This window comes from Halomonas bluephagenesis (assembly GCF_054790765.1).
Map to the genome: position 1 here is coordinate 2505845 of NZ_CP133631.1, position 21443 is coordinate 2527287.

The 21443-nt window shown below is 53.0% G+C and carries 18 protein-coding genes and 1 tRNA gene; 13 read left to right on the forward strand and 6 right to left on the reverse strand.

What is annotated here, in order from left to right; translation table 11 throughout:
- The first annotated feature begins 14 nt into the window (after positions 1–14).
- Positions 15–1397, forward strand: coding sequence for a sodium-dependent transporter (locus tag REH51_RS11255; protein WP_009724066.1), 1383 nt, complete (start codon positions 15–17; stop codon positions 1395–1397).
- A 742-nt stretch (positions 1398–2139) separates the two neighbouring features.
- Here the strand turns inward: REH51_RS11255 and REH51_RS11260 are convergent.
- Positions 2140–2216, reverse strand: a tRNA-Met gene (locus tag REH51_RS11260).
- A 276-nt stretch (positions 2217–2492) separates the two neighbouring features.
- Here REH51_RS11260 and phbB point away from each other — a divergent pair.
- Positions 2493–3239 (forward strand): acetoacetyl-CoA reductase, encoded by a 747-nt coding sequence (gene phbB / locus REH51_RS11265; protein WP_498935763.1) that lies wholly within the window; start codon positions 2493–2495, stop codon positions 3237–3239.
- 92 nt (positions 3240–3331) lie between these two features.
- On the opposite strand, the gene REH51_RS11270 is transcribed toward phbB, so the two are convergent.
- Positions 3332–6139: a DUF349 domain-containing protein gene (locus REH51_RS11270; protein WP_498935765.1), complete on the reverse strand. Its 2808-nt coding sequence runs from the start codon at positions 6137–6139 to the stop codon at positions 3332–3334.
- A 182-nt stretch (positions 6140–6321) separates the two neighbouring features.
- Here REH51_RS11270 and minC point away from each other — a divergent pair, with 182 nt between their 5' ends.
- From minC to sbcB, 4 genes are all read left to right on the forward strand, one after another.
- On the forward strand, positions 6322–7071 hold the full coding sequence (gene minC / locus REH51_RS11275; RefSeq protein WP_498935766.1) for a septum site-determining protein MinC: 750 nt from the start codon (positions 6322–6324) through the stop codon (positions 7069–7071).
- Between the two features lie 157 nt (positions 7072–7228).
- The gene (minD, locus tag REH51_RS11280) at positions 7229–8047 is read left to right on the forward strand and encodes a septum site-determining protein MinD (RefSeq protein WP_498935768.1); all 819 of its coding nucleotides are present in this window, start codon (positions 7229–7231) and stop codon (positions 8045–8047) included.
- Positions 8044–8295 carry a cell division topological specificity factor MinE gene (gene minE / locus REH51_RS11285; protein WP_009724071.1) on the forward strand — a complete coding sequence of 84 codons (252 nt, stop codon included), beginning with the start codon at positions 8044–8046 and terminating at the stop codon, positions 8293–8295. Before minD ends, minE begins: the two co-directional genes overlap by 4 nt.
- A 163-nt stretch (positions 8296–8458) precedes the next feature.
- Positions 8459–9952, forward strand: coding sequence for an exodeoxyribonuclease I (gene sbcB, locus REH51_RS11290; protein WP_498935770.1), 1494 nt, complete (start codon positions 8459–8461; stop codon positions 9950–9952).
- Positions 9953–10011: 59 nt separating this feature from the next.
- Here the strand turns inward: sbcB and REH51_RS11295 are convergent, their stop codons facing one another.
- Complete coding sequence (locus tag REH51_RS11295; protein WP_009724073.1) at positions 10012–12858, reverse strand: insulinase family protein; 2847 nt, start codon at positions 12856–12858, stop codon at positions 10012–10014.
- A gap of 8 nt (positions 12859–12866) precedes the next feature.
- The gene (locus REH51_RS11300) at positions 12867–13544 is read right to left on the reverse strand and encodes an SOS response-associated peptidase (protein ID WP_009724074.1); all 678 of its coding nucleotides are present in this window, start codon (positions 13542–13544) and stop codon (positions 12867–12869) included.
- A 188-nt stretch (positions 13545–13732) separates the two neighbouring features.
- On the opposite strand from REH51_RS11300, the gene REH51_RS11305 reads away from it, so the two are divergent.
- A complete protein-coding gene (locus REH51_RS11305; protein WP_498935772.1) occupies positions 13733–14347 on the forward strand; it encodes a TetR/AcrR family transcriptional regulator in 615 nt (204 codons plus the stop codon).
- The gene (locus tag REH51_RS11310; protein WP_498935773.1) at positions 14344–15006 is read left to right on the forward strand and encodes a 1-acyl-sn-glycerol-3-phosphate acyltransferase; all 663 of its coding nucleotides are present in this window, start codon (positions 14344–14346) and stop codon (positions 15004–15006) included. Before REH51_RS11305 ends, REH51_RS11310 begins: the two co-directional genes overlap by 4 nt.
- A gap of 10 nt (positions 15007–15016) precedes the next feature.
- Here the strand turns inward: REH51_RS11310 and REH51_RS11315 are convergent, their stop codons facing one another.
- Both REH51_RS11315 and REH51_RS11320 read right to left on the reverse strand, forming a co-directional pair.
- Positions 15017–16291, reverse strand: coding sequence for an HlyC/CorC family transporter (locus REH51_RS11315; RefSeq protein ID WP_498935775.1), 1275 nt, complete (start codon positions 16289–16291; stop codon positions 15017–15019).
- 117 nt (positions 16292–16408) lie between these two features.
- A complete protein-coding gene (locus REH51_RS11320) occupies positions 16409–17206 on the reverse strand; it encodes a cytochrome C assembly family protein (RefSeq protein WP_009724079.1) in 798 nt (265 codons plus the stop codon).
- Positions 17207–17452: 246 nt separating this feature from the next.
- Between REH51_RS11320 and ffh the strand changes: the two genes are divergently transcribed.
- The 5 genes from ffh to rplS all read left to right on the forward strand — a co-directional run bounded on the left by ffh (position 17453) and on the right by rplS (position 21442).
- Positions 17453–18871, forward strand: a complete 1419-nt coding sequence (gene ffh / locus REH51_RS11325) for a signal recognition particle protein (protein WP_498935777.1) — start codon at positions 17453–17455, stop codon at positions 18869–18871.
- A gap of 290 nt (positions 18872–19161) precedes the next feature.
- On the forward strand, positions 19162–19410 hold the full coding sequence (gene rpsP, locus REH51_RS11330; RefSeq protein ID WP_009724081.1) for a 30S ribosomal protein S16: 249 nt from the start codon (positions 19162–19164) through the stop codon (positions 19408–19410).
- A 73-nt stretch (positions 19411–19483) separates the two neighbouring features.
- Positions 19484–20029, forward strand: coding sequence for a ribosome maturation factor RimM (rimM, locus tag REH51_RS11335; RefSeq protein ID WP_009724082.1), 546 nt, complete (start codon positions 19484–19486; stop codon positions 20027–20029).
- A gap of 101 nt (positions 20030–20130) precedes the next feature.
- Positions 20131–20892 carry a tRNA (guanosine(37)-N1)-methyltransferase TrmD gene (gene trmD, locus REH51_RS11340; RefSeq protein ID WP_009724083.1) on the forward strand — a complete coding sequence of 254 codons (762 nt, stop codon included), beginning with the start codon at positions 20131–20133 and terminating at the stop codon, positions 20890–20892.
- Between the two features lie 193 nt (positions 20893–21085).
- Positions 21086–21442: a 50S ribosomal protein L19 gene (gene rplS, locus REH51_RS11345; RefSeq protein WP_009724084.1), complete on the forward strand. Its 357-nt coding sequence runs from the start codon at positions 21086–21088 to the stop codon at positions 21440–21442.
- Position 21443 lies beyond the last annotated feature (1 nt).

Here is a 21443-nt window from a genome sequence, read left to right on the forward strand (position 1 = left end):
ATGAGATAATTCCAATGACAAAATCTCAAACTGAAAATGCAGATAATAAAGCTGCTCCTAGTGGTCGTGCCCAGTTCAAAAGCCGTTTCGGCTTTTTAATGGCTGCTGCGGGTGCGGCGGTGGGCCTTGGCAATGTATGGAGCTTTCCCTCAATGGCCGCCAATAACGGTGGTGGCGCTTTTCTATTGATCTATGTCGGGATGGCTTTTGTCCTCGCTTACCCCGCGTTGATGGCGGAGCTGACTCTAGGGCGTTATGCCCAAAGTGGCGTTATAAATGCCATGGGGCAGCTGGGAGGAACGGGAGCGCCGCGACGAGCGGGGCAACTGATTGGTCTGGGAGCCATCTGTGTGGCTACGCTAGGCCTGACCTTCTATGCCATTGTGACGGGATGGTTAATTAGCCAAGCATTAGGGCCTGTGGCACATGTGCTTGGGATGAACACGGTGGAGAGCTGGTTGGCTGAGAGTAGCGTCGGACGCGATTGGTGGTTGGCATTAGTGGCCATGGCAATAACGGTCTTTGTAGTGCTGCTGGGGGTTAATCGCGGTATCGAACGTTGGACCAAACGTCTGATGCCTCTACTAATCGTTACCATGCTGGTGTTGATTTTAACCATTCTCACCTTCGACGGGGCGATGGAAGGGCTAGTTGTTTATCTGTTGCCTGACTTTTCACAGGTGAATACCGAGCTGTTACTTGATGCCATGGGGCAGGCTTTCTTCTCACTTTCCATCGGTATTGGTGCCATGGTGGTTTATGGTTCTTATCTGAGTCGCAAGGCGAACTTACCCCGAGTAGGTGCCCAGGTGATGTTTATCGATATGGGCGTGGCGTTCATAGCCGGTCTTTTGATTATTCCGTCGCTCTATGTGGCCAAGGCTGTTGGTGTTGAGATCATGAATGAGCAGGGTGAGTTGACCAGCTCAGCGACGTTACTGTTCGATGTGATGCCCGCGATGTTTGCTCGGCTGGGCGTCATGGGAGGGGTGATGGAAGTGCTGTTTTTTGGTCTGTTAGCGGTTGCAGCACTGACGTCAATGTTTCCTGCGCTAGAAGTTCCTGTATCGACGCTGGAGGAAACCGGCAGTCTGTCACGCCGTTTTTCAACATTTCTGATTGGCGGAACTGCGTTTATAGGGTCGACGCTCATTCTGCTTAATTTTGACCAGCTGTTTGGTTTGGTGATCGGCCTCACCATTAATAGCATGCCGGTGATTGGCGCTTTAGTCTGTCTCTATGTTGGCTGGCTAATGTCTCGAAACGCCAAGCTACAGGAGTTGCGTCAGGGCGCTCCAGAGATCGAGCGCACTCTATTTTGGCGTCTGTGGCCATGGTATATCCGTGTGGTCTGCCCGTTAATGATCCTGGTGGTTATGGTGCGAAGCCTCACCTGATATCCATTGTGGTCTCAATAAAACGGCCGCTTTTCTGACTACCTGGGGTGGTGAGGAACTGAGTCGATGTTTTTGTGAGCTTTCTTCAAAAAATTCAGCCACAAAAAAGCCGTTACCTTTCGGTAACGGCTTTCTCTATGTTGGGTAGCGGGGACCGCCGATGTTAAAACAAAAGCGAACCGATGACCTTCCTAGGGTGGTGAAGAACTGAGTCGATGTTTTTTGTGAGCTTTCTTCACAAAATTTAGACACAAAAAACCGCTACCTTTCGGTAACGGCTTTTTCTATGTTTGGTAGCGGGGACCGCCGATGTTAAAACAAAAGCGAACCGATGACCTTGCTAGGGGGGTGAAGAACTGAGTCGATGTTTTTTGTGAGCTTTCTTCACAAAATTCAGACACAAAAAAACCGCTACCTTTCGGTAACGGCTTTCTCTATGTTTGGTAGCGGGGACCGGCGATGTTAAAACAAAAGCGAACCGATGACCTTGCTAGGGGGGTGAAGAACTGAGTCGATGTTTTTTGTGAGCTTTCTTCACAAAATTCAGACACAAAAAAACCGCTACCTTTCGGTAACGGCTTTCTCTATGTTTGGTAGCGGGGACCGCCGATGTTAAAACAAAAGCGAACCGATGACCTTGCTAGGGGGGTGAAGAACTGAGTCGATATTTTTTTGTGAGCTTTCTTCACAAAATTCAGACACAAAAAAACCGCTACCTTTCGGTAACGGCTTTCTCTATGTTTGGTAGCGGGGACCGGATTTGAACCGATGACCTTCGGGTTATGAGCCCGACGAGCTACCAGACTGCTCCACCCCGCATCAACGTGTGGCGTATTCTACGCATTTTTTACGCTATGTCAACCCTGTCTAGAAAACGTTTTAAAGGTAAGTTGCGACTTTCATCTTGCTGCAACATTGGAAGAGTAAAGCTATGCTTCCAATAGGCATAACAAAAAGCTTACTGTCAGTACGTCGTTCAACTAACAATACGACGTGCTGTGAATGCTAAAGCGCTACGGCGCTTATTTAGAATGGCTTTCGACATCATAATAGTGCTTAGCGTCCAAGCCATTTGTCATATCAGGGAGGTAGTCAATGGCCAATCAAGCCCCCGTCGCCTGGGTAACTGGTGGAACTGGTGGAATCGGAACGTCAATTTGTCATTCATTGGCGGATGCGGGGTATTTGGTAGTCGCGGGGTATCATAATCCTGAGAAAGCCAAAACCTGGCTGGAAACTCAGCAAGCCGCCGGTTATGACAACATCGCGTTATCGGGTGTTGATCTTTCCGACCACAATGCCTGCCTAGAAGGTGCTCGCGAAATCCAAGAAAAATATGGGCCTGTCAGCGTGTTGGTTAACTGCGCTGGCATCACTCGTGATGGCACTATGAAGAAGATGTCCTATGAGCAGTGGCATCAAGTGATCGATACCAACCTTAATAGCGTCTTCAACCCCTGCCGCAGTGTAATTGAAATGATGCTGGAGCAGGGTTACGGTCGCATCATCAATATTTCTTCTATCAACGGTCGCAAAGGCCAGTTTGGGCAGGTGAACTATGCGGCTGCCAAAGCAGGTATGCATGGGTTGACCATGTCGCTGGCGCAAGAAACGGCAACCAAAGGCATTACGGTGAATACCGTATCGCCAGGCTACATTGCCACCGATATGATCATGAAAATTCCCGAACAGGTGCGTGAAGCCATTCGTGAAACCATTCCAGTGAAGCGTTACGGTACACCGGAGGAGATTGGTCGTCTGGTCACGTTCTTAGCAGATAAAGAGTCAGGTTTTATTACTGGCGCCAATATTGATATTAACGGCGGTCAGTTTATGGGCTAATCGCCCAAAACGATAAGTTGCTTTATTCATTAAGGTAAAGCGTTAACGGGAGGCTAATCGCCTCCCGTTGCCATTGGTGGGGTGTGAAGTGCTTAAGGATGCGGTACTCGCGCCAGACGACTAAAGAGATTGTCAAACTCTTCCGCTTCCTTGCGCCACAGCTGGTTAGGCATGGGGCCAAGCGCCATGAGCGCTGCTAATATGTCGATAATTTCATCTGGTCGGCTGCGTTCGTTGTTTATCCCTTCATTCAGCCGTTCTACCTGAATCGCCAGCCGGAGAGGTTCATCACGCTGTTTGACGCTACCTAGCGCTAGCAAAGACAGGTGCACTCTTAGGCGAGCCAGCCCATCTTCCAGCTCTGTAAGTTTTTCGGCTGGGAGAGGTATCGAGGCGGTTAGCCGCGCATGATTACGCTGCTGATGAGCCTCTGTAAAAATAGCAGGAAGCCTTTCACTCAGTATCTCTTTCGCATCAACCGCGTGTGGCTCTTCGCCCGCCAGCGCCTGTTGATCTGCAGCGATGTGCGCGTTTACCAGCGGTAACGCGGTATGCCATTGTTGCACTGTATGGGCAATTTCCAGGCGGCTTAAACGCTCGCGTTTGGCTCTTACTATGCCGCTTAGGCGTCGCTGCATGCCGTCACTTCGTCGATTACGAGGCAAAGGCTCAAGTTGGCTAATGCTTTCTAGGTAGGACTCAAGGGTGGCAGACTCGTTGGCATGGGTCGGTTGCCAGCTATCCATTTCGTCAATCAATGTTTGCAGTTGATCGAGTGTTTGTTGCTGGCGTGTTGCCTGCTCATGCTTGTGAGCGTCACGCTGAGCAAAGAGCTGATCGCAGGTATGGCGGAAGGCTTTCCATAGTGCCTGTTCTTCGCCTTTTGGGGCGCGGCCCAGTGCTCGCCACTGCTGCTGTAGCTGCTTTGTACGTGTGATGCGCGCGGCTAAGGGTTGCTCGGCGTCATCCTGTAAGCTTTTTGCTTGTTCGATAAGCATGCGCTTTTGGCTAGCGATCTGTTCTGCGCGCTGGTCTATGAGCGCTTGAAGGCGATGACGGATAGCTCCAAAGCGACGGCCAACGGTTTCTGACTGATCCCGAGGAACCGGAGAGTAGTGGCGCCATTGGTGGCGAGCCTTATCGCGAATCTCGCGCAGCACATCGGGGTCGGAGTCCTCGGCGGGCTGATCAAGCAATGTTTCAAGCTGTTCGCAGAGTGCTTCACGGCCCTTGAGGTTGGCATCACGCTCTTGATTGAGCTGTTCTCGCCAGGGGGCCAAACGCTCGTGAATACGATCAGAGGCTGCGCGAAAGCGTGCCGACTGTTCGCGGTTCGCAGCAGCATCGCCCAGCGATTTCCACTCTTTGACTAGCTGGCGATGATGGCGGTCTAACGCAACGTCTGCCATGTGTTGATCGTCAGCCAGCGCTTCGATGCTAGCGCACAGTTGCTCGCGTTTAGGGCCGGCCACAAAGCCGCGCCAATCGCGTAGTTCCGCTAATCGTGCGCCTAGCTGTTTGACGCGCGCTTTTAGTGGCTTAGCTCCTTCGCCTGACAGCTCGTCGACGGACGGCCTAAGCCGTTGATAGAGACGGCTGGCGCTTTTAAAAGCACCACGCTCTAGCAGGTGCTCAAAGTTATCCACGTCGGCGCTAAGCGCGTTAAGAGACGCAGTAGGGGTGGGCTTAGCAGAGACGTCAGCTTCTCTTAACGCCATTGCTTGTTTGAGTAGTTCTGGAGGCGTTATATGCCTGGGCCAAGCGCACTGCTTAACGTACTTGGCAATGGCCGCGCTATCCTGGTTGGTAATGGCCGTTTCTATATCTGGGCTGACGGCTTGCCAGCGCTGCCAGGCTTCCATGCATGCTTCATAACGTTTCAGTGCTTGGCTATAGCGTTGTTGGGTGCTGTCGCCAGGTGGGTGTTGATCTGACAGAGATTGCCAGCGCTGGCCTAGCAGTTGGCGCTGTGCCCGCAGGCTGTCGATATCCTGAACTGTCAGCTGCTCTGCATGTGTCAGACCTTCTAACGTTTCTTCAAGGCCTTCAAGTAGTTGGTCACGAGTACGTTCAATCTCTTCACGCTGAGCAATGCTCTGCAGGCGCGCTTGTTCTTGAGTCTCATGATGATGCAGTGTTTTTCGGCAGCTAAGCGCCGCTTGGTGGAAGCGCTGCTCTTGCGTCACGCTGGGGGGGTGAGAAAGGCTTTGCCACTCTCGTTCCAAATGACGGAAGCGTCCGCCGTAAAGCGGCTCCCAAGGAGCTTTGGCGTGCTGTTCTAGCTGTTTGAGTAAGTGCTCTCGCTGTGCTTGCTGTTCTGCTAGCCACTCAGCATCATTTCGCAGCTGGGTGAGCTTTTCTCGCGCCTGACGGATGACCTGGCGATCACGCCGCGCTTCTTTTAACAGTTTTTTGAGACTCTCTTCGCTTTCAATCCGCTGAGCTGCTTGATGGCGCACTGCCGCCACACCGTTATGGCAGGCTTGGTGAACGAGGTCGCTTTCATCGGTTAACTGCTCTAACGCGGTGAGTCGCAGGTTTAGATTGTCGCCCTGAAGCGCAATGGCGTTGAGCAGCCGAGGCTCCGCTAGCTCCGCGACAATAGCCTGTCGCTGCTGCAGGGCGGTGTGTCCCTGTGTGCCACATAAACGCTGACAAACCGCGTTAAACCAAGCCTCGTTTTGACGATGCTCTGGAAGCGCGTTGACAAGCCCCGTTAAATCATCAAGGGCCTGCAAGGCAGCAAGCTGGATGTTACTTTCGTTATCCTGTGCTAATTGCTTTAGCGCTTGTTGCTGTTCTGGTTGTTGAGGGTCAAGCTGGTCGAGTGCCTTGAGACGCACCTCGGGATCAGGGTGCTGCCACCGAGGAGCGAACAGGCGTCTTAACAGTCCGTGCATGGATCATCCTGCAGAGAGGTGCGTAGCGTGAAAAAAATCAACTACCGACGACAGATAGTTGCAGTCATCGGCGCTGTCGCTTAGCTTTGCTGTAGGTACTGTGATGATTAATACTTCTTCACAACACCCGGCGCGAGATTGCGTTACCTTTATCTTACCTGAACATGACATGGAGTTCGGCCATGAGCCTCAACGCCAATAGTGCCGACATTGCCTTCACCTTCAAAGGTGGCATGCTGCCAATGACCGTCATGGAATTGAGCAGCGCTGACCCGGAACATATACGAAGTCAGCTAGCTGGCAAGTTGTCGCAATCCCCCGCGTTCTTTCAGCATACACCGGTTGTGCTGAGCGTGGAAAAACTCGATGAACCTCACTTGGCGCTTGAGCGCATTTGCGCGGTCTGTCGCGATCATAAATTATTCCCGGTAGCCGTACGTGGCGGAGCTGAACCTGTACGCCAATCTGCCTGGGCATTAGGGCTAGGCTGGGTTGCGCCTGTTGAAGAAGGGCGGACTAGGCTGTTAGAGAGCGTTGGTCCTGCCGCGATCTCTGATGACGCCATAGAGGAGGTGGAACCTGCCGAGCAGGAAGTGGTGGCGGTGGCAACACGCTTATTTCGCGGTACGGTTCGCTCTGGCCAACAGGTGAGCGCATCAGAAGGCGATCTAGTGGTGATTGGGGCAGTAAATGCGGGCGCTGAAGTGTTGGCGGCCGGTAGTATCCATGTATACGGAGCACTCCGTGGACGAGCGTTAGCGGGTATTCATGGAAATACTCAGGCGGGTATTTACTGTCGGGAATTAGAAGCAGAGCTTCTCTCCGTGGCAGGGAATTACAAACGCTTAGAAGATATTGATTCTCAGTTGCTTGGTCGCGCTACAGAGGTGCATTTCGCTCAAGAGCAGCTGGAAATTAAGCCGCTGGGATAATTCAAACGCATGAGCGTGTATTGGTGTTTAATGCCTAGCGACGTCGCAAGCGCTATACGTTACAGTGTGTCATGTTGTTGACATTGATGTTCCCGTTATGCGCGGTGCGACCCTGTAAACGCGCTCGCGATGAACGACTTCAAGAAGGAAGTAACTCTTGGCCAAAATTATTGTAGTGACCTCCGGTAAAGGGGGGGTTGGTAAGACCACTAGCGCTGCCGCCATTTCAACAGGCCTCGCCCTGCGTGGTAAAAAAACAGTCGTCATTGATTTCGATGTTGGTCTACGTAACCTCGACTTGATCATGGGCTGTGAGCGCCGCGTTGTTTATGACTTGGTAAACGTTATCCAAGGGGAAGCAGGGCTTAATCAGGCGCTGATTCGCGATAAACGCGTTGAAACCCTATTTATTCTCCCAGCCTCTCAAACGCGTGATAAAGATGCACTAACGCAGGAAGGCGTAGAGCGAATACTCGAGCAGCTCAAACAAGATTTTGATTTTATCTTGTGTGACTCCCCCGCAGGCATTGAGCGAGGTGCCCAGCTCGCTATGTACTTCGCTGATGAGGCGATTGTTGTCACGAATCCTGAAGTTTCCTCAGTGCGTGACTCTGACCGCATTTTGGGGCTACTTGGTTCCAAGACGCGGCGCGCTGAACAAAGCCTGGATCCGGTTAAAGAGCATTTGCTGATTACGCGCTATAACCCTTCTCGCGTAACGTCTGGGGATATGCTGACCCTGGATGACATTCGTGAAATCTTGTCTATTGATCTGCTTGGCCTCATCCCTGAATCCGAAGCGGTGCTACGTGCATCTAACCAAGGCGTTCCTGTTACTCACGATGCAGCGAGCGATGCAGGTCAGGCGTATTCAGATACTGTATCGCGCCTGTTAGGTGAAGATATGCCTCTGCGCTTCCATGAAGTACAGCGTAAGGGATTGTTGAACCGTATGTTCGGGGGTGGTCGGCGATGAAATTGCTGGAGTTCTTGAAGCGTGAGCGCAAGAAATCCGCCTCGGTGGCTAAGGAGCGTTTGCAAATTATCGTGGCGCATCAGCGCGGCCAACGCGGTCAGCCAGATTATATGCCGTTGCTCGAGCGCGAACTGTTGGAAGTCATTCGTCGTTATGTACAGGTCGATGATGATGCCATTCAAATTTCGCTTGATAGCGAAGACAATTGCTCAGTGTTGGAGCTAAACGTTACGCTGCCGAAAAGCTGACGTCTCCACACTGAAGCAGCATGGCCATTCGTTAAGCATGGCTATTCGCTGAGAGGGGCGGCGAGAGGCGTTGCGGTTATGCTAGGCTTGGGCTTTTGTAACCACCTCGGCAAGTGAATTGTTAGCTTGTGGGTGGGAAGCTACGCTCAAGGAGATTTCATCAATGGCGCCACCTAATGCTGCCCCTGTCAGTTTTCTCTGGCATGACTATGAGACATTTGGTGCTGATCCGCGTCGCGATCGGCCCGCTCAGTTTGCCGCATTACGCACTGACGCCGAGCTTAATGAAATCGGTGAGCCGATAGAGCTTTACTGCAAACCTGCCGATGATTACCTGCCGCACCCAGCTGCCTGCTTGATTACGGGTATTACACCGCAAAAAGCGCAGCGGAAAGGCTTGCCTGAGGGGGAGTTTGCCCGCCAAGTTCAAGGCTTTATGAGTGAGCCAGGTACCTGCGTGGTGGGCTATAACAGCCTTCGCTTTGATGATGAAATCTCTCGCCACTTGTTTTACCGCAACCTGCTTGACCCCTATTCCCGTGAATGGCAAAACGGCAATTCCCGTTGGGACTTGATTGATGTTGTGCGCGCGTTTTACGCCTTGCGCCCCGACGGTATTGAGTGGCCGCAACGAGAAGATGGTGCGCCTAGCTTCAAACTTGAACACTTAACGGCGGGCAATGGCATTGCCCATGAAGGCGCTCATGATGCAGTGGCTGATGTACGTGCCACCATTGCGCTGGCTCGGTTGTTAAAAGCCCGAAACCCAAAATTATTCGACTATTTACTGGGCATGCGTGGCAAGCGTGCAGTGGCCAAGCAGTTAGACTTGCCCAGCGCTAAACCGCTTTTGCATATCTCTCGTCGTTACCCTGCCAGCCGTGGCTGTAGTGCATTAGTAATGCCACTGGCTGAGCATCCGACGAATCCTAATGGCGTTATTGTCTACGATTTAAGCGTTGATCCTAGTGATCTGCTGGCCATGAGCGCTGAGCAAATCCGAGAGCGTGTCTTCGTCAGTCAGCAGGATCTTTCTGAGGGAGAAGTGCGTATACCGCTGAAAGTGATCCATATTAATCGCTGCCCGGTAATCTTTCCGGCGACGGCATTAAAAGATGTGGATGGCCCGCGTAAAGGCGAATATGGCACGATTGTTGAGCGGTTAACGATTGATATTGATGCCTGTCGCGGCCATTGGAAAACGTTGCGAGAGGCTAACGGCGTGGCGCAAAAAGTAGCCGAGGGGTTTAACGCTGCCTACGAAGACGTGCCTCAAGACCCTGACTTAATGCTCTATTCTGGCAGCTTTTTCTCTGCGGCTGATCGCCAGCAAATGGAGCGTGCATTGGCAATGGATCCCTGGGATTTAGTCGGTCAGCGCTTTGCCTTCCAAGACCCCCGCTTGGAGGAAATGTTGTTTCGCTACCGTGCGCGCAGTTACCCAGACACGCTTGAGGGAGAGGAGCGGGAGCAGTGGGAAGCGTTTCGTTGGATGCGCATTAATGATCCGGCCTTGTCAGGCTTTACGCTGAAGGCATTTGCGCGAGAAATAGAGCGTTATAATCAGCAGATCCTGTCGGATCGCGAGCGCCAAGTGTTAGAAGAGTTGGTGATGTATGTCGAGGCGATGATGCCAGCCCAGGCATTTGATGCCTGAGCTGGTGGGTTTAGCTAAATCAGTACTTAGTTAAGCTAATTCGTTTCGCAAATTAGCACTTAGCGTGCGTCGGTAAACGGCACGCGTGCTTCTCGGTAGGGGGCGATATCACTTTGTGAGTCGCCAGGGTTGTAGCGAATATCTAACTGGTGTGATTGAAGAGTAGGCCACAGTGCCTGCAGTTCTTGTACGCTAACATCCAGCGCTAGTTTGGCGAGTTGTTCGCGGCGATCAAAGTGCACGTCCTCCAGCGCTGTGGCTTGCCAGTAGCGGTTTACCATGCCCTGTAGGCTTGTGTCTCGTTGGGTCAAACGAGAATGAACGGCTTGACGATGCGGCGCTAGCTCCTCCTCGGTTAACGTATTCAGGCGCTCGCCTGCTGTCGCCATAAAAGCGTCCATGCGCTCGGCTATCATACCGCTTTCAACATCCGGCGATTGAACCACCAAGGCAATTCCCGGCGCTTCTAGCAGCGGTGAGTAACCCGCATTAACGATGTAACCAAGCTGCTCCTCGGTACGTAGTTGCTGATAAAAGGGCGTATCCAACCATTGAGCCAATACGCTGAGGCGCGCCTGCTCTTCAGTGGATTTGTCGCGACCCTGTAAATAACGCAGCACAAGAGACTCTTCGCGGGTACTGTGCGGGTGAAGCACCTCAGGCTGATTGCTCACCTGTAGCGGTTCAAGCGCTGGAATATCCTCACGTGTGAGGCGCGGCGATAACGCTCCGCGTATTAAACTGGCCTGCTCACGAGCCAGTTCTTGATCCAAATTACCAACGGCCATCGCGTCGATGTAAAGCGCATCTAAAAACCGTTTGCGGAAGTTTTCCAAGTGGTGGCGCTCTAACCGCTGACTGGCGTCAAGTAATTCAGTGGTTGACCACTGGGGCGTCAACAGCGCTTCGCCTAGTGCGCGGCTTGCTTGGCCATAAAGCGACGCTTGAGGGGCATTGCGCCACTCGCGCTGGAATTGATAGCGCACACGCTCAAAGGCGCTGGGGGAAATGTCGGCGTACTTAAGCTGCTCAATCGCCTGCTCTATCAGTGGCGTTTGTCCATCACGCCAGCCTGAAAACGACAGCGTTATGCCACGCCCATGAGCATAGGCGCTGAACGATTGGCCAGCCAACCAGGCTGGATATAACGACTCGTTTAGACTGTCATTTAGCCATCCCGCTAAGAGGCGTGTGAGTACCGCTTCTTCAGGCGAATAGCTGGCGCTGGGGTGCTGGAGGCTTACCCGCCACTCAACGCTTGGCGTATTAAAACGGCTGTCTTGCATGTGCCATGCGGTAAACGAAGGCGCATCAATCAACGTCTCAGGGCGCTCGTCTTGCCCCGCTTTGAGAGTAAGGTCACTGGCGATAAAGGGGTTGGGCTCAGGTAGCGCTAGGCCGCCTAGTGCTTGACCTGGCTGAGCGGGTGGTTGCTCTTTCCACTGGGTGTTGAACCAGGGTGAGACGGTGTCGCTTTCTACGTCCGGTGCAGAGTAGAAGCGCAGCATGTTATCTGGGGTTAGTGCGTCGAGATACAGTTGCTGACGCTCGCTATCCATACCATCCATCCGGTAAGGCGCATACTGCACATCATCCACCGGATAACGAGAAAGGCTCATGGCTAAGTGGGTAGCTTCCTGCTGCGGTGCGCCATGTTGCTGAAAACGGAACGCCTGTTCATTCAGGTTTTTTTGTTCCTCGTAGCGCCACTCAGCTAACCCTTCCTCGCGCATCTGCTCAATGGCAGCAAATAGAGTGGCCTCAATATCGTCCAGCCGCTCTGCTCCGGCTGGCGTTAAGCTAATCGAGATGGTAAACAGCGCCTCATTGCCGTCTCCTCGGCCTACGCCGGCTGAAAGTGCATCCGCAAGACCCGCTTTGCGTAGCGCTGCCAGCAAGCTGCCGTCGCCTTCATCGCCAATCAGGTGAGAAATCAATTGGGTCGGCTTCGTACGGTATTCATCGGTGGGGTCGGGAATCGGAAAGTAGAAACGTAGTTGACGGCGATCCTGTAATGACTGGCGCTCAATGTAGCGGGGCAGCGTGTCTGGATCGATCAGTGGCGCGTCTATGGTCGGAACGCTTAGGCCATTATCTGGAAGGGGGGCAAAGCGTTCTACTACCAGTGCTTCAAGGGTATCAAGCGGCTGGGGGGCAACAATGGCCAAGTTCATAACGTTGGCATCATAGTAGCGATGATAAAAATCAATCACTCGATCGCGGAGAGTAGCTTCACCCTCGGGTGGGTTTGCGAGGGTGTCACGGCTGCCTACGGCAAAGCCCGTGGTGGCATTGTCAGGGTTTAGTAGCTGATTCAACACATCGTTTTCACGGCGGGATTCATCACGAATGCGCGCCATGTACTCAGAGTGAACAATATTCCGCTCGCTTTCTAAATGATCGGCGTTAAACAGCGGTGAAAGAAAGAATTCGCTAAAGCGATCCAGCGCGCCCGGCAAAGCCGAAGGCTCAATATCAAAAAAATAGTTAGTATCTTGCTGGGCGGTAAAGGCGTTGTGGGAGCCTGCATTATCAGAAATATAGCGCTGATAGGCATCGGACTGAGGGTACGGCTCGGTGCCTAAAAACAGCATATGTTCTAAAAAATGGGCTAACCCCTGCAGGTCGTCAGGGTCTTGGGCGCTGCCTACGCGGACGTTCATTGAGGCGGCGGCTTTATCGGCCTCTGGGTCGCTAACAAGCAGCGCTTGAAGGCCGTTTTCCAGCGTCAGTACGCGGTAATCGCGATCGTCAAATGGGCTGACGATAGGCGTGATGGTGTCCTTTACAGGGGTGTCTTGAGCGAAGGCGAAAAAAGGAGTGCACCAAGCGACGCCAATCACGACGCCGATGACGGCCTTTCGTGCAGCGTAGCGGTTAGGCAGAGGTTCATTAGATCGCAACATTACGGTTCCTATGGCACAGCCCAACGCAGCATCGGCCCCACCGGGTGGGCGCAGGACGATGACTGATAGGCAGGATTATTAACATGTTTTGATACCGGAAAAGCGCCCAACAGTTCCAATGGCGCAGGCATTAATAGCGCATTGAGTGCTTCAAGATCGGTCGTCGGGTCCAGCCAGCGCGTTAGCGCCTCAGGGGGGATGACAACGGGTAAACGATCAGTAAGTGAAGAAAGGCAGGCGTTGGCTGACACGCTGATCAGCGCCGTCGAGTCAGTGAACGCCGTGAGCGTTGTGTGGTAACGGCACCATAGCGCGCCCAGTAGTAGTGGCCCTCGGTTAACGTGGGTAACTAAATAGGGTTGCTTACTGTGTGCTTGTACTTTCCAGATATAAAATCCGCTGACTGGAATGACGCAGCGGCGAGCACTAAACGCCTCGTTAAACATGGCGCGTTGGTTAAGCGTTTCTGCTCTGGCGCAATGGGGTGCGTGGTCGAGTATTTTCAGCCAAGGAGGCGTTAGTCCCCAAAATAATGGCTGAAGCCGCAAGCGTCCCTGTTCAAGGCGTATTGCCGATACAGGCTGTCTGGGCGCTAAGTTAGGCGATTCGATAAGAGGTTCAGAATCAGTCAGCGAGGGCACAAGGCGTGATAGCGTGAGGCGCTGCACGTGAAGGCGTCCCGTCATGCCTGTCTCCTTATGCTAAATGGGGGGTGGTGAGCGTGCAAAATGGCGGGGGAACGCAACAATAGGTTAAATGTCGTGTTTTAGTGTCGAAAACAGTGTTCGATGTAAGGTATCCTAGCGTATCCCTTGCTCACGCTAAAGCGCGATGAGGCATTCTTCCTGTTTGCCGTTGACCTTAAGAGATCGCCATGGCCCGTCCTAGACAGCATGCGCCCGATGCCCTCCATGCGCAGGTCATGCACGCTTGTGATGAGTGGTTGGCTAAGCAGCCAGTCCATGGTTTGTCACTGCGTGCCCTGGCCAGAGAAGTGGGCTGCGCGCCAAGTACGCTGCTTAAATTATATGGCAGGTTTAATAACTTATTACAGCACGTCAACGTCGAAACGCTGGCACGCTTACAGCATACCATTACTAGCCTGGCAGAAGATGATCCTGAACCATGGCTGCGCTCGCTAGCGCTTGCTTATTGGCGTTTCGCCGAGCAAGGCTGCTACCGCTGGCAGTTGCTGTTTGACTACCCCCTGGCTCAAGAAGGTGAGTTGGATCAGCGCCAGAGTGACCTTATTGAAGCACTGTTTACTCAGGTGGAAACGTCGTTGAAACAGTATCAGCCAGCATTGGATGATCTTGAGGCGCGACGTCTTGGGCGTACCCTCTGGGGGAGTGTCCACGGTTTGGTACAGCTTGGATTAAACGAGCGCCTAGGCTATTGGCAAGGTCAGCAGTTAAAGGTAGATGAACTGCTGGATCAGCTAATGAGCACTGTGCTGGCTGGGTTGCGCCACCGGGAGGCGGCGACGTGACGTGGGGGTTAAAAATGGTTCGCTGCTCACTGCGTCGTGTTATCTATGTCGTTATGCGCGTGTGTTATCGGTTCTCTGTGCATGGCCAAGAGAACGTACCCAAGCGCGGTGCTGCACTGGTAGTCTGTAATCACGTCAGCTTTATGGATGCATTGGTGTTGGGCGGCGGTAGCCCCAGGCCACTGCGGTTTGTAATGGATCAGCCCATCTTTGAATCTCGCTGGCTAAAGTGGTGGTTCCAGCTAGTGGGCGCGATTCCGATTGAGTCTGAACGACATAGCCCGGGGGCGTTGCGTCGAACGCTGGATGAGGTGAGTCACGCGCTTCGCGAAGGTGATGTCGTGATGGTGTTTCCTGAAGGGCGTATCACCCCAGATGGCGATATCCATGCGTTTAGGCGCGGGCTCGAAACTATTCTTGCCCGCGATAACGTGCCGGTAATCCCGGCTGGCTTAGCAGGGCTTTGGGGGTCTTGGACATCGCACTACGGCGGCAAGGCACTCAAAAAGTGGCCATCGCGTTTTCGTGCGCCGGTCAGCTTGCACTTCGGGCCGCCGGTATTGGTTCATGAGGTGGAAGATGTTGCGCTGCGTCGCTATTTAGAGGCCCGTGTGAGGGCGCTCAAGGCGGCGGGCGATAGCGAGATCACCCACCGTTAGATCGTCTACGTTAGCGGCGTGTAATGCGCGGCTTTTGCCAGCAGCGTGCAGAGGTAATTAAGTTGTCGCGGATTTCTAAAATCTCCATCCGCGTATTGCCTATCTGCAAAGAGGCAGGGCCTTCCGGGAACGCTTCTAAATGCTCGAGAATTAAGCCATTTAGGGTTTTAGGGCCGTCAGTGGGCAATTGCCAGCCAAGCATTTTGTTGATCTCACGAATGTTGGCCGTGCCCTCAATTACATGGCTGCCATCATCTTGTCGATGAATTTCTTCATCCTCTGAAACGTCGGTGGTGAACTCTCCGACAATTTCCTCAAGGATATCCTCTAGCGTTACCAAGCCTTCTACATCGCCGTACTCATCAACCACAATGCCAATGCGGCGCTTCTGTTTTTGGAAGTTCAGCAGTTGTGTATGTAGCGGTGTGGATTCTGGAATGAAATACGGTTCCCGCGCTTCTTGGACAATTGCTGCTTTAGTGACTTCGCTACGCGATAAAAAGCGCGCCGCGTTGCGTAGGTGCAGCATGCCTATAATATTGTTGATATCGCCTTTATACACCGGTAGGCGAGTATGTTGGCTGGGGCGAATCTGGGTCAGAATGTCTTCTAGCGTGTCGTCAAGATCGATGCCAAGAACTTCGTGTCGAGGCACCATGATGTCGTTAACCGTGACATTCTCCAGGTCAAGAATCGACAGCAGCATGGCGCGGTGCCGATAGGGAATCAGAGTGCCTGCTTCGTGAACGACAGTGCGTAGCTCATCGCGGGTTAAGCTGTCGCCGCCGTTCTCAACACTTTTAACCCCCATCAGTCGCAACAAGCCATTTGAGATAACGTTGACTAGCCATACCAATGGGTAAAGTAGTTTGAGCAGTGGCTCGAGCCCCAAAGAAGTAGGGTAAGCGATCCGCTCAGGCTTGATAGCCGCGTAGGTTTTAGGTGTGACTTCGGCAAAAATAAGAATCGTAATCGTCAGTAGCGCAGTAGAAATAGCCGGGCCTGAGACGTCACCAAAGAAGTGAATGGCGATGATGGTAGCAATCGAGGCGGCTAAATTATTTACGAAATTATTGCCAATTAGGATGACGCCAATCAATCGATCAGGGCGCGTTAAGAGGCGCATGACACGCTTGGCGCGGCGATCACCGCTGTTCGCTTGATGGCTTAGTCGATAGCGGTTTATCGACATCATGCCTGTTTCAGAACTGGAGAAAAAGGCAGACAGCAATATCAGAATGGCTAGCAGGCCGAACAGTAACCCCAGAGGGAAGTCGTCGCTCAAGTCGAAAGTTCCTTTATGGCGTATTAGGCTCGATTTGTAGAAGTATGGGAGTGGTCTGTCAAGACCACTGATATCAAAGCCAAGTAGGTCAGTGCTGATAACGCTTTGTGCATGTGCTTAGCGATTTAGCAAAATTTCCAGTACAAACTTGCTGCCGAAATAAGCAAGCAGTAGCAGGGCGCATCCGCCTAGCGTCCAGCGTACAGCGCGCATGCCGCGCCAGCCAAAGCGATATCTACCCACTAAGAGCGTGGTAAAAATAATCCACGCCCCCAGCGAGAGTACCGTTTTATGGACCAAATGCTGAGCGAACATATTGTCGAGGAAGATTAGTCCGCTGATGATTGATAGTGTCAGCAACAGGATGCCCGACCATACCAGTTCAAACAGCACTCTTTCCATGGTGGTCAGCGGTGGTAGCGATTGCACAATGCCACGAATATGGTGATGACGCAGTGCTTGGTTCTGCAGGCCAACAAGAACCGCTTGAATTGCTGCAATCGCCAAGACGGCAAAGGCCAACGCAGAACTGACGGCATGCAGTAGAATGCCGGGGGTTAAGCCGCTTTGACTGCCCTGGCTCGGTAACCAGGTAGCAAAAATAAGCGCGATACCTGCGAGAGGGAATAGCACGATGCCAGCGTTGAGCACCGGCTTAAACAGACTGGCGACGAGCACAACGTTGACGGCAACTGCCATCAGAAGCGTTGCGCTGGTAGTGAAGCCAGGTAGCAGCCCTGGTGCTGAGCTAACAAGCTCCACAACCACTGGGATATGCAATAAAAGCCCAAGCGCACCTAGCAAACGCACCATGCCCTGGCGTGGTGGTACGCGACGAAATAAAGTCATGCCCTGCCAGATGGCAGCGGCGACATAAAGTATAAAAGCGATCGTGGCGAAAGGGAGCGCCTGCATGATGCTATCCGTGCGCCTTGCAGCGCGTTGTTGAATCCAGTGTCATCGAATCAACGCTGTGAAAGTCAGCGGTGCTAAATCGTTCAAGCTAGAACAGTTCGCCTACTATAACCAATCATGGCGGCGTCGCACAGCCATCGATAACCAACGTTGACGACCATGGAGACTCGCGCGGCGAGCGCGTATAATCGATTAAACATTCGTCCGGTGTGACCGCCTGGCGACAACGACGGAGGCAGAGGCCCCATGTTTCAGAATCTGAGTGAGCGTCTTTCCCAGACGTTGAAGTCGATCAAAGGCCAAGCGCGGCTAACTGACGACAACATTAAAGACACCCTACGCGAAGTGCGTAAAGCACTACTAGAGGCCGATGTTGCCTTGCCGGTGGTGAAGGCATTTATTGAACGTGTTCGTGAACGCGCTGTTGGCCAGGAAGTCTCGAAGAGCCTTTCGCCAGGCCAGCAATTCGTTAAAATCGTCCAGCAAGAGCTGGAAGCGATTATGGGCGAAGCCAATGAAGGCTTATCCCTAAAAGGCTCGCCTGCTGTCGTGTTGATGGCTGGCCTTCAGGGGGCGGGTAAAACCACTTCTGTTGCCAAACTAGCGCGCTACCTGCGCGAGCGCGAAAAGAAAAAAGTGCTGGTGGTCTCTGCCGACGTTTATCGTCCGGCGGCGATTGATCAGCTAGAGACGTTGGCAAAAGAAGTTCAGGTTGATTTCTTTCCGTCCCGTTCCGATCAGAAACCGGTGGATATTGCCACAGCGGCAATCAAACACGCCAAAATTCAGTTCCATGATGTCGTATTAGTCGATACCGCTGGGCGGCTGGCCATCGATGAAGCGATGATGGCCGAAATTCAGGCACTGCATAAGGCTATTTCACCGGAAGAAACGCTGTTTGTGGTCGATGCCATGACCGGCCAGGATGCGGTGAACACGGCGAAGGCATTTCACGATGCACTACCGCTGACCGGGGTGATTCTCACCAAGGCTGACGGTGATGCCCGTGGTGGTGCGGCACTTTCGGTACGCCATATCACTGGTAAGCCCATTAAGTTCATGGGGGTTGGTGAGAAAGTCGATGCCCTTGAGCCGTTCCACCCGGACCGTGTGGCATCACGGATTCTGGGTATGGGCGACATGCTGTCGCTGATCGAAGAAGCCGAACGCACGGTGGATAAAGAAAAAGCCGCTAAGCTGGCCAGTAAGGTCAAGAAGGGCGATGGCTTTGATCTGGAAGATTTTCGTGATCAGTTACAGCAGCTCAAGAAAATGGGTGGCATGGGTGGCCTGCTTGGCAAGCTACCAGGCATGGGGCAAATGGCTGAAATGGCACAAGGCCCTGGTCCGGAAAAAGAGCTTGGCAAGCTGGAAGCGTTGATTAACTCAATGACACCCAAAGAGCGCCGCAAGCCCGATATTATCAATGGCTCGCGCAAGCGCCGTATTGCAGCGGGTGCTGGCCTGCAAGTACCTGACCTGAATCGCCTGCTAAAACAGCATAAGCAGATGCAGAAAATGATGAAAAAAGCAGGCAAAAAAGGCGGGATGCAGAAAATGATGCGCGGCATGTCGGGCATGATGGGCGGCGGCGGGCCGGGTGGTCCTGGCGGGGCGGGGGGCATGGGCGGTATGGGTGGCCCGGGCGGTCTTCCCTGGCGTTAAGCCATTGTTGGTAACGTTGTAACGTGCTTGGCAAGGTTGACGGCTTAAGAGTTTTCTGGCTGTCAGGCTTTCCAAGCAGAGCGCATTTGCGTAGAATGCGGCCTCTTCATGCGTGGGTGTTGGCAAAAATGCGCGAGCATCGCCTTACCATCTGCCAGTGAAGAACCTGATGGTACGCAGCAAATCACTGATTTTAGTCTGCAGTGCCGAGAAAATAGTATGACGAGTGTTCTGTTAGCGATCTGCGCTATTCCACACTCTCGTAACCTCAACCGAAGGATAGTTATCGTATGGTTACCATTCGTTTGGCACGTGGTGGCGCCAAAAAGCGTCCCTTTTATCACCTGACTGTTACTGATTCGCGCAACGCCCGTGACGGCCGTTTCATCGAGCGTATCGGCTTCTTCAACCCGGTTGCCCGTGGTCAAGAAGAGCGTCTGCGCGTTGATCTTGAGCGTGTTACTCACTGGCAGAGCCAAGGCGCCCAGTTGTCTGGTCGTGTTGCTGAGCTGGTTAAAGAAGCGCGTAAACAGGCTTAAGTCTGTTAATGCGTGACTGTTAGTAAGTGATAGTAGGTGATGTTGTCGTTGTAATTTGTTGGAGCGGTCGTCGATGACGCGTTTTGAAACTAGCCATACAGACGACGCACATGTGGTGCTTGGTAAGCTAACTAGCCCTCACGGGATTAAAGGTTGGCTTAAGGTCTACTCCTACACCAATCCCATAGACAGCATCATGGAATACCCAGAATGGTGGGTGCGCCGAGGGGAATCCCTTACGCGCATGACCGTGATTCAGGGGCGTCGGCAAGGCAAGGGTCTTGTGGTGCAGCTAAAAGGTGTTGATGACCGAACGGCAGCCGAAGCGCTGGCGCAAACGGACATTCTGATGCCGAAAGAAGCACTGCCTACGCTTTCCGATGATGAGTATTACTGGCATGAGCTTGAAGGTTTAACTGTCTTCACTCAGTCAGGCGAGCGGTTAGGGCAGGTCAGTTACCTGTTTGAAACCGGCGCAAACGATGTCATGGTGGTGCGCGGTGATAACGACGCAATCGATAAGCGTGAGCGGCTGTTACCTTTCTTACCCGATGATGTAATTGTTGAAATCAGCCTCGAAGATGGCCGCATGGTCGTGAATTGGGATCCTGAGTTTTGAAAAAAGGTTTGAGTAAGCAGTTGTCGAGCGAGCTCACAGTAACTGATTCAACCGTTACTGCAGCCAACGGTGAAGAAAGTAGCTTAACGGATGCTCCCGCTATGTGGATTGGCGTGGTATCGCTGTTTCCAGAGATGTTCGATGCGATTACCCAACAAGGAGTGGTCGGTCGAGCGGTAGAGAAACAGCGCATTGCCCTGGAGTTTTGGAATCCGCGCGATTACGCCACAGACCGCCACCGCAGCGTGGACGATCGCCCTTACGGCGGCGGCCCCGGCATGCTGATGAAGGTAGACACCCTGCGTGCTGCTATCTTTGATGCTCGGCAGCGAGCAGAGCAAGCGACGGGACAATCGCCAACAGTGATCTATCTCTCGCCCCAGGGGCGTAAGCTGGATCAGCAGGGCGTTCAAGCGCTCGCCTCAGCAGGCCCTCTCGTAGTGGTCGCTGGGCGCTATGAAGGCATTGATGAGCGCGTGGTGGAAAGTGACATTGATGAAGAATGGTCAATTGGTGACTATGTGCTGAGCGGCGGTGAGTTGCCGGCGATGGTACTAATTGACGCGGCGGCACGGCTGGTACCCGGTGTGTTGGGCCACCAGGATTCCGCTATCGAAGACTCGTTCAATGATGGCTTGTTAGACTGCCCGCACTATACCCGTCCTGAGACGATCGACGGGCGAAAAGTGCCTGATGTGTTGCTAAGTGGTAATCATGCGGCCATCAAGCGCTGGCGGTTAAAGCAGTCGTTAGGCCGTACATGGCAGCGCCGTCCTGATCTATTGGCAGGGCGCACGCTTGATGCCGAGCAGCAGCGGCTTCTAGACGAGTTTGTCGAGGAACACGCTCTGTCAACTAAGTGATTGTTTTCAATTGCATAGAACAGAGCGGCGGTGCAGGGCGAGTTAGGCAGGTAGTCCATGAGATAGTTAGTCTATGACTACGCACCTGCGTCACCCATAACGACTCCCGCGTAGCTCGCTTCGAGCGCCGGGATCACGGTTTGCCCCTTCCACAACTGCGTGGCAAGCCATTACGTTATTTAGGAGTATGAAAATGAGCAGCAAGAACAAGGTGATCCAGGCGATCGAATCCGAGCAAATGGGTAAAGAGATCCCGGCCTTTGCACCGGGCGACACCATCGTCGTTCAGGTTAAAGTAAAGGAAGGTACTCGTGAGCGCCTGCAGGCGTTTGAAGGTGTGGTTATCGGTAAGCGTAACCGTGGTCTGAACTCCGCTTTCACCGTGCGTAAAATTTCTCACGGTGTTGGTGTTGAGCGTACTTTCCAGACCTACAGCCCGCTGGTTGACTCTATTGAAGTCAAGCGTCGCGGTGACGTTCGTCAAGCCAAGCTGTACTACCTGCGCGAGCGCAGCGGTAAGTCAGCGCGTATCAAGGAAAAGCTGGCTTAAC

Coding starts and splice junctions, on each gene's coding strand:
- REH51_RS11255 (WP_009724066.1), top strand. CDS start 15: ATGACAAAATCTCAAACTGAAAATGCAGATAATAAAGCTGCTCCTAGT.
- phbB (WP_498935763.1), top strand. CDS start 2,493: ATGGCCAATCAAGCCCCCGTCGCCTGGGTAACTGGTGGAACTGGTGGA.
- REH51_RS11270 (WP_498935765.1), bottom strand. CDS start 6,139: ATGCACGGACTGTTAAGACGCCTGTTCGCTCCTCGGTGGCAGCACCCT.
- minC (WP_498935766.1), top strand. CDS start 6,322: ATGAGCCTCAACGCCAATAGTGCCGACATTGCCTTCACCTTCAAAGGT.
- minE (WP_009724071.1), top strand. CDS start 8,044: ATGAAATTGCTGGAGTTCTTGAAGCGTGAGCGCAAGAAATCCGCCTCG.
- sbcB (WP_498935770.1), top strand. CDS start 8,459: ATGGCGCCACCTAATGCTGCCCCTGTCAGTTTTCTCTGGCATGACTAT.
- REH51_RS11295 (WP_009724073.1), bottom strand. CDS start 12,858: ATGTTGCGATCTAATGAACCTCTGCCTAACCGCTACGCTGCACGAAAG.
- REH51_RS11300 (WP_009724074.1), bottom strand. CDS start 13,544: ATGACGGGACGCCTTCACGTGCAGCGCCTCACGCTATCACGCCTTGTG.
- REH51_RS11305 (WP_498935772.1), top strand. CDS start 13,733: ATGGCCCGTCCTAGACAGCATGCGCCCGATGCCCTCCATGCGCAGGTC.
- REH51_RS11320 (WP_009724079.1), bottom strand. CDS start 17,206: ATGCAGGCGCTCCCTTTCGCCACGATCGCTTTTATACTTTATGTCGCC.
- ffh (WP_498935777.1), top strand. CDS start 17,453: ATGTTTCAGAATCTGAGTGAGCGTCTTTCCCAGACGTTGAAGTCGATC.
- rpsP (WP_009724081.1), top strand. CDS start 19,162: ATGGTTACCATTCGTTTGGCACGTGGTGGCGCCAAAAAGCGTCCCTTT.
- rimM (WP_009724082.1), top strand. CDS start 19,484: ATGACGCGTTTTGAAACTAGCCATACAGACGACGCACATGTGGTGCTT.
- trmD (WP_009724083.1), top strand. CDS start 20,131: ATGTGGATTGGCGTGGTATCGCTGTTTCCAGAGATGTTCGATGCGATT.
- rplS (WP_009724084.1), top strand. CDS start 21,086: ATGAGCAGCAAGAACAAGGTGATCCAGGCGATCGAATCCGAGCAAATG.